This window comes from Pseudomonas sp. 22526, from assembly GCF_052044735.1.
Lineage (GTDB): Bacteria > Pseudomonadota > Gammaproteobacteria > Pseudomonadales > Pseudomonadaceae > Aquipseudomonas > Aquipseudomonas piscium.
On sequence record NZ_JBQENK010000011.1, the window covers coordinates 217858 to 225798 of the forward strand.

At 64.0% G+C, this 7941-nt stretch carries 5 protein-coding genes; 2 read left to right on the top strand and 3 right to left on the bottom strand.

All coding sequences use genetic code 11. The annotated features are described in order from the left end of the window. Positions 1-33: 33 nt before the first annotated feature. The 3 genes from preA to hydA form a co-directional block, all read right to left on the bottom strand. Positions 34-1308 (bottom strand): NAD-dependent dihydropyrimidine dehydrogenase subunit PreA, encoded by a 1275-nt coding sequence (gene preA / locus ACTJKT_RS18870; protein ID WP_440788134.1) that lies wholly within the window; start codon positions 1306-1308, stop codon positions 34-36. Then, entirely contained in the window at positions 1309-2676 is a 1368-nt protein-coding gene (locus ACTJKT_RS18875) for an NAD(P)-dependent oxidoreductase (RefSeq protein ID WP_440788135.1), read from the bottom strand. It lies immediately after the preceding gene. A gap of 226 nt (positions 2677-2902) precedes the next feature. After that, positions 2903-4354 (bottom strand): dihydropyrimidinase, encoded by a 1452-nt coding sequence (hydA, locus tag ACTJKT_RS18880; protein WP_440788136.1) that lies wholly within the window; start codon positions 4352-4354, stop codon positions 2903-2905. Positions 4355-4977: 623 nt separating this feature from the next. On the opposite strand from hydA, the gene ACTJKT_RS18885 reads away from it, so the two are divergent. Both ACTJKT_RS18885 and ACTJKT_RS18890 read left to right on the top strand, forming a co-directional pair. Then, on the top strand, positions 4978-6465 hold the full coding sequence (locus ACTJKT_RS18885) for an NCS1 family nucleobase:cation symporter-1 (protein ID WP_440788137.1): 1488 nt from the start codon (positions 4978-4980) through the stop codon (positions 6463-6465). Between the two features lie 154 nt (positions 6466-6619). Then, the gene (locus ACTJKT_RS18890) at positions 6620-7903 is read left to right on the top strand and encodes a Zn-dependent hydrolase (RefSeq protein ID WP_440788138.1); all 1284 of its coding nucleotides are present in this window, start codon (positions 6620-6622) and stop codon (positions 7901-7903) included. Positions 7904-7941 lie beyond the last annotated feature (38 nt).

A 7941-nucleotide genomic window follows, 5' to 3' on the forward strand; every position in this document is an offset into this window, starting at 1 on the left:
CCCGCGATAGCGTCGGTGCGGTCCGCGCCGGGCTTAAACCGCCTCGCGATACGGATTACGCGGATCATGCTGCCAGTCGAGGAACGGCTTGCCGGTGTCCTGGGGCACCATCTCGATGCAGTCCTGCACCGGGCAGGTGATCTGGCACAGGTTGCAGCCCACGCATTCGGCGTCGATCACCTCATATTTATGTGTACCGTCGGCCTGCCTGAGGCTGGCGATGGCCTGGTGCGAGGTGTCTTCGCAGGCGATATGGCAGCGGCCGCAGCCGATGCAGGCTTGCTGGTCGATCTTGGCGATCACCTGATAGTTGATATCCAGGTACTTCCAGTCGGTGGTGTTGCCCACGGCCTTGCCGGAAAACTGCTGCAGGCTGCCGTAGCCCTGGCTGTCCATCCATCGCGACAGGCCGTCCTTCATCTCCTCGACGATACGGAAACCATGGAGCATCGCCGCTGTGCACACCTGCACCGCACCGCAGCCCAGGGCGACGAATTCCGCGGCGTCGCGCCAGTTGCCGATACCGCCGATACCGCAGATCGGCAGGCCCTGGGTCTGCGGATCGCGGGCGATCTCGGCGACCATGTTCAAGGCGATCGGCTTGACCGCCGAGCCGCAGTAGCCGCCGTGGGTGCTCTGGCTGCCGACCATGGGGTTGGCCACCATGCGCTCCAGATCGACGCTGGTGATCGAGTTGATAGTGTTGATCAGCGACACCGCGTCGGCGGCGCCGCGATGGGCCGCGCGGGCGGCCATGCGGATATCGGTGATGTTCGGCGTCAGCTTGACGATCACCGGCAGCGAGCAATAGGTCTTGCACCAGCGGGTGACCTGTTCCACGTACTCCGGCACCTGGCCGACCGCCGCACCCATGCCGCGTTCCGGCATGCCGTGGGGGCAGCCGAAGTTCAGTTCGATGCCGTCGGCGCCGGTGGCTTCCACCAGGGGCAGGATGTTTTTCCACGACTCCTCGACGCAGGGCACCATCAGCGACACGATCAGCGCGCGGTCCGGCCAGTCCTTCTTGACCTGGGTGATTTCCCTGAGGTTGATCTCCAGGGAACGGTCGGTGATCAGTTCGATATTGTTGATGCCCAGCACTTCGCGGTTGGCGCCGAAATGCGCCGAGTAGCGTGACGACACGTTGACCGCCGCCGGGTCCTCGCCCAGGGTTTTCCAGACCACGCCGCCCCAGCCGGCCTCGAAGGCGCGGACCACGTTGTAGGCCTTGTCGGTGGGCGGCGCGGAGGCCAGCCAGAACGGGTTGGGGGCCTTGATACCGGCGAACACAATCGAGAGATCGGCCATTTACGCAGCCTCCACGTTGAGCATGAGTTGGGCATGCATGGCTTCGGCGGCCCGCTTGCCGTGTTGCACCGCCTGGACGGTGAGGTCCTGGCCGAGGCTGACGCAGTCGCCGCCGGCATACACCCCGGGGATACTGGTGCGCAGTTGCTCGTCGACCTCGATGCGCTCGCCGGCGCGCTTGAGTTCGCGGGCCAGCGGGTCGCCCAGCGCGGCGCCGTCGAACGCCTGGCCGATGGCCTTGAAGATTGCGTCGGCGGCCAGCTCGAAGGTTTCCCCGGTGGTTTGCAGCCGGCCCTCCACCAGGCGGGTGCGGGCGAAGCGCATGCCGCGCACCCGGCCCTGGGCGTCCAGCAGCACTTCCTCGGGCGCGGCCCAGGTCAGCAGGCGTACCTGATTGGTCTTGGCGATGTCTTGTTCATGTTTAGTCGCGCCCATGTCCTCGACGCCGCGGCGGTACACCAGGTTGACATCGCGGGCGCCGAGGCGGGCCATCTGCACCGCCATGTCGATCGCGGTGTTGCCGGCACCGAGGACGATGCAGTGGTCGGCCAGGGGCAGTCGGGTGAGGTCGTCGGCCTGGCGCAGTTCGCGGATGTAGTCGGTGGCGGCCAGCAGGCCGGGGGCGTCTTCATGGGACAGGCCCAGCTGTTTGCTGGCGGCCAGGCCGAGGCCGAGGAACACCGCGTCGAACTGCTGGTGCAATTCGGTGAGGCTCAGGTTGTCGCCGAGTTTCTGCCCGTGGCGGATCTCGATGCCGCCGATCTGCAACAGAAAATCCAGTTCTTTCTGCGCGAAGTCGTCCACCAGCTTGTACTTGGCGATCCCGTATTCGTTGAGGCCGCCGGCTTTTTCCCGTGCCTCGAAAATCACCACCTCATGGCCATGCATGGCGCAGCGATGGGCGCAGGACAAGCCCGCCGGCCCGGCGCCGACCACGGCGATGCGCTTGCCGGTGGCGGCGGCGCGCTGGAAGGGGTGCTGGCTGAAGTGCGCGTTGTCCACCGCATAACGCTGCAGCAGGCCGATCAGCACCGGCGCGCATTCCTGGGCGTTGTTGCGCACGCAGGCCTGCTGGCACAGGATCTCCGTCGGGCACACCCGGGCGCAGCTGCCGCCGAGGATATTGGCCGAGAGAATCTTCTGCGCCGCGCCCTGCACGTTGTCGGTGTGGATATGGCGGATGAACGAGGGGATGTCGATCTCGCTGGGGCAGGCGTTGACGCACGGCGCGTCGTAGCAATACAGGCAGCGCGAGGCTTCCAGGTGCGCCTGGCGGTCGTTGAGCGGCGGCGCCAGGTCGCTGAAATGGCCGGCGAGGGTGGCGCCATCCTCCTGGGGATGGGGCAAGTGGTTCAGGGTCTTGATCACGGTTCTGGCCTCAGGGTTTTTTGTCGATTGCCTCTGACGGGCATTGTTTTCACGAACGGGGCGTATACCCCGCTGGATTCGCTGCAACGCGTCCTGTAGCCGCTGCCGAGCGCAGCGAGGCTGCGATCGACTGCGCAGCAGGCGCAGGATCTTGAGATCGCTGAAGGCCTTCGGCCTTATCGCAGCCTGCGGCAGCGGCTACAGGTATCCGGTTTATGGGCTTGGCTCAGCGTTTGACGGCCGTCGGCTTATGCAACTCGGCGCGCTTGCTCAGCAGGTCGAACACCGCCGGATAGGCCGGGCGCTCGACATAACGACCCGCGCCGCGTTCGGCGCGCAGGTCGCCGTTGGCCCAGACCAGCTTGCCCTGGCTGATGGTGTGGCTGGGCACGCCGCGCACGGTCTTGCCTTCGAAGATGTTGAAGTCCACCTGCTGGTGGTGGGTCTTGGCCGAGATGGTCCGCGTGCCTTGCGGGTCCCAGAGCACCAGGTCGGCATCGGCGCCGACGCGGATCGCGCCCTTGCGCGGGTAGAGGTTGAAGATCTTCGCCGCGTTGGTGGAGGTCAGGGCGACGAAGTCCTGCATCGACAGGCGTCCGCTGTTCACCCCTTCGTCCCAGAGCACGGCCATGCGGTCTTCGATGCCGGCGGTGCCGTTGGGGATCTTGCTGAAATCGTCGCGGCCGGCGGCTTTCTGCTCGGCGCAGAAGCAGCAGTGGTCGGTGGCGGTGGTGTGCAGGTTGCCCGATTGCAGGCCATGCCACAGCGCGTCCTGGTGGCCGCGAGGGCGGAAGGGCGGGCTCATCACGTAGCCGGCGGCGGTCTGCCAGTCCGGGTGGCGGTACACGCTGTCGTCCAGCAGCAGGTGCCCGGCCAGCACTTCGCCGTACACCGGCTGGCCCTTGCCGCGGGCGTAGGTGATTTCGTCCAGCGCCTCTTTGGTCGAGACATGCACCAGGTACAGCGGCGTGCCGAGGGTTTCGGCAATGCGGATGGCGCGGCTGGCGGCTTCGCCTTCGACCTGGGAAGGGCGCGACAGCGGGTGGGCTTCCGGGCCGGTGATGCCCTGGGCCAGCAACTTGCGTTGCAGGTGGTAGACCAGCTCGCCGTTCTCCGCGTGCACGGTTGGCACGGCGCCGAGTTCCAGGCAGCGCTCGAAGCTCGCCACCAGGGTGTCGTCGGCGGCCATGATCGCGTTCTTGTAGGCCATGAAATGCTTGAAGCTGTTGACCCCGTGCTGGCTCACCAGCTCGGCCATTTCCTCGCGCACCTGCTCGCTCCACCAGGTGATGGCGACGTGGAAGCCGTAGTCCGACGCCGACTTCTCGGCCCAGCCGCGCCACTGGTGAAAGGCCTCCAGCAGGGACTGCTGCGGGTTGGGAATCACGAAGTCGATGATCGAGGTGGTGCCGCCCGCCAGGCCCGCCGCGGTGCCGCTGAAGAAGTCTTCGCTGGCCACGGTGCCCATGAAGGGCAGTTGCATGTGGGTGTGGGGATCGATACCACCAGGCATCAGGTATTGGCCACTGCCATCGAGCACTTCGCAGCCTGCAGGGTTATCCAAATTGTTGTCCAGATTCTGGCCGATAGCCTTGATTACGCCGTCGGCGCACAACACATCGGCTTTATAACTTTCATCATGGGTAATAAGGGTGGCGCCACGGATCAACAGAGACATTCCGAGTTCCTCGCAGGCATGACCGGCTTATGCCGGTTCTAGTGTTCTTGTAATAAACAGGCTGCGGAATTTTTATTCCTGTCAGCAGTGTCAGGAATAAAAACTAGCTGGTGTTCAATCAATCGGCAAGATTATTTTTTATAAGCATATATCTATATTAAGTTATTGAAATATAAGGTTTTAATTCTTAAATCCGCAAAATGGTGCAGCCTTTCACCATTTTGACGCACTTGACAGGATCGAAATATGAGCAAGATTTCCTATGTGAAATCAGCCGCTTGAAGGAGGCCTGTGGCCCATACAAAAGTTTGAAAAAAGTTTGCGTGCACCAGATTGAGTCCTGACCTGATGGACAACTTGCCCGGCATTCGGCCTGAGTGAACCGACAAGTTATCCAGGGCAGGAAGTAGTTCAGAATAAAACTGAAGAAACATCAGTTGTTTACATGGATTTTACCGACTGTGGAGCTCCGTCGATGGACAAGCCGGCACGCTTATTGAGTGCCGCCGTCGCCAGGATGGCCGGTCGGTAAAAGTCGTCAGTTCTCCGGCCATCGCCGGGCTGGCAGCACGTCTGCCGGCCCGCCTGATGAGCAAAAATAATCAGAAAAAAGTGGAGCGGCCATGCAACAGAACAGATCTCAAGTGACCGAGCGTGCCGGCCTGTACGAGCTGGACGCCGGCAGCGACGTGCTCGACAGCCCCCGTTACAACCACGATATCGCCCCGACCAAAGTCCACGAACGCACCTGGAACAAATGGCACATCACCGCGCTGTGGGTCGGCATGTCGATCTGCGTGCCGACCTACACCCTGGGCGGCGTGCTCACCGCCTATTTCGGCCTGACCGTGGGTGAGGCGCTGTTGGCGATCCTGCTGGCCAATATCGTGGTGCTGATCCCCCTGACCCTCAACGCCTTCGCCGGCACCAAGTACGGTATTCCGTTCCCGGTGCTGCTGCGTGCGTCCTTCGGCGTCATCGGTTCCAACGTGCCGTGCCTGATCCGCGCCCTGGTGGCCTGCGGCTGGTTCGGCATCCAGACGATGTTTGGCGGCCTGGCGATCCACCTGTTCCTCGGCTCGATCTTCGAGGGCTGGAAGGCCCTGGGCGGCACCGGCGAGGTGATCGGCTTCATGATCTTCTGGACCCTCAACCTGTGGGTGGTGCTGCGCGGCGCCGAGTCGATCAAGTGGCTGGAAACCCTGTCGGCGCCGCTGCTGGTGGCGGTGGGCATCGGGCTCTTGGTGTGGGCCTTGCCCAATGTGTCCCTGAGCGAGTTGCTGGCGATCCCGCCCAAGCGTCCGGAAGGCGCCAGCGTCTACAGCTACTTCTTCGCCGGGCTCACGGCGATGGTTGGGTTCTGGGCCACCCTGTCGCTGAATATCCCGGACTTCAGCCGCTACGCGAAGAGCCAGAAGGACCAGATCCTCGGACAGATTTTCGGCCTGCCGCTGACCATGTTCCTGTTCGCTGCCCTGGGAGTGGTGATGACCGCCGCCTCGGTGAAACTGGTGGGCGTCACCGTCTCCGATCCGGTGAGCCTGATCGGCCATATCCAGAGCCCCGGCTGGGTGGCCCTGGCCATGGCGCTGATCATCATTGCCACGCTGTCGACCAACACCGCGGCGAACATCGTCTCGCCGACCAACGACTTCCAGAACATCGCGCCCAAGCTGATCGGCCGCACCAAGGCGGTGATCCTCACCGGGCTAGTGGGGCTGCTGCTGATGGGCCACGAACTGCTGAAAAAACTCGGCCTGCTGGTCTCGGACGTGAGCCTGGAGACGGTGTATTCCAACTGGCTGCTGGGTTACTCCAGCCTGCTGGGGCCCATCGCCGGGATCATGGTGGTGGACTATTTCATCATCCGCAAACAGCAACTGGACCTGGCCGGGCTCTACCGCGACGACGTCTACCCGGCGTGGAACTGGCATGGCTTTATCGCCTTTGGCGTGCCGGTGGCGCTGACCCTGCTGTCCCTGGGCAGCGATGCGTTCAGCTGGTTCTACAGCTATGGCTGGTTCACCGGCTCGGCGCTGGGCGGGATCATTTACTACGGGCTGTGCAGCCTGGGCAGCCCGCAAACCGCGACTGCCAAGACACCGGTGTAAAGCGCATAAGCATCGCGGGCAAGCCTCGCTCCTACANTCTGTAGGAGCGAGGCTTGCCCGCGATGGGATCTATCGAACACTGCATCGCTCCAGACGAGTGCACCCTCAAAGGACCCCTCGTCAACCACAACCAGAAAAGCCTGAGGAGATCACCATGAACGCTGCCGTCGACGTTCTGCAGTCCAGCCACCGGCATATCAACCGCGACCGCCTGTGGCAGTCGCTCATGGAACTGGCGAGGCTCGGGGCCACGGTCAAGGGCGGGGTCTGTCGCCTGGCCCTGACCGACCTCGACCGCCAGGCCCGCGACTTGTTTGTGCAGTGGTGCGAGGCAGCGGGGTGCACGGTCACGGTGGATGGCATCGGCAATATCTTCGCCCGCCGCCCCGGGCGTAACCCGCAGCTGCCGCCGGTGATGACCGGCAGCCATATCGACACCCAGCCCACTGGCGGCAAGTTCGATGGCTGCTTCGGCGTGCTGGCCGGGCTCGAAGTGCTGCGCACCCTCAACGACCTCGGGGTGGAAACCGAGGCGCCGCTGGAAGTGGTGGTGTGGACCAACGAAGAAGGTTCGCGCTTCCCGCCGTGCATGATGGGCTCCGGGGTGTTCGCCGAGAAGTTCACCCTCGAAGAAACCCTGGCCAAGACCGACGCCGAGGGCGTGAGCGTCGGCGATGCGCTGAACGCCATCGGTTATGCCGGCAGCCGCCAGGTCAGCGGGCACAAAGTGGGGGCCTACTTCGAAGCCCATATCGAGCAGGGGCCGATCCTCGAGGACGAGAAGAAAACCATAGGCGTGGTACTCGGCGCCCTCGGCCAGAAATGGTTCGACCTGAAGTTGCGCGGCGTCGAGGCCCACGCCGGCCCGACCCCGATGCACCTGCGCAAGGACGCCCTGGTCGGCGCGGCGGCGGTGGTGGCCGCGGTCAACCGCGCCGCCCTCGGCCATCAGCCCCATGCCTGCGGCACCGTGGGCTGCCTGCAGGCCTATCCCGGTTCGCGCAACGTGATCCCCGGGGAAGTACGCATGACCCTGGACTTCCGGCACCTGGAACCGGCCCGCCTGGACTCGATGATCGCCGAGGTGCGCCAGGTGATCGACAGCACCTGCGACGAACATGACCTGACCTTTGAGATGCAGCCGACCGCGGACTTTCCGCCGCTGTATTTCGACAAGATCTGTGTCGACGCGGTGCGCGAGGCGGCGCAGGGGCTGGGCCTGTCCCATATGGACATCGTCAGCGGCGCCGGGCACGACGCGATCTTCGTCGCCGAACTGGCGCCGGCGGGGATGATCTTCGTGCCTTGCGAAGGCGGCATCAGCCACAACGAAATCGAAAACGCCGACCCCGACGACCTCGCCGCCGGCTGCGCGGTGTTGCTGCGGGCGATGCTGGCGGCGTCCCAGGCCGTGGCCAAGGGGCAGCGGGTGGCCTGAGCCTGATATTGGGGTGTTTGTACTGATGCCATCGCGGG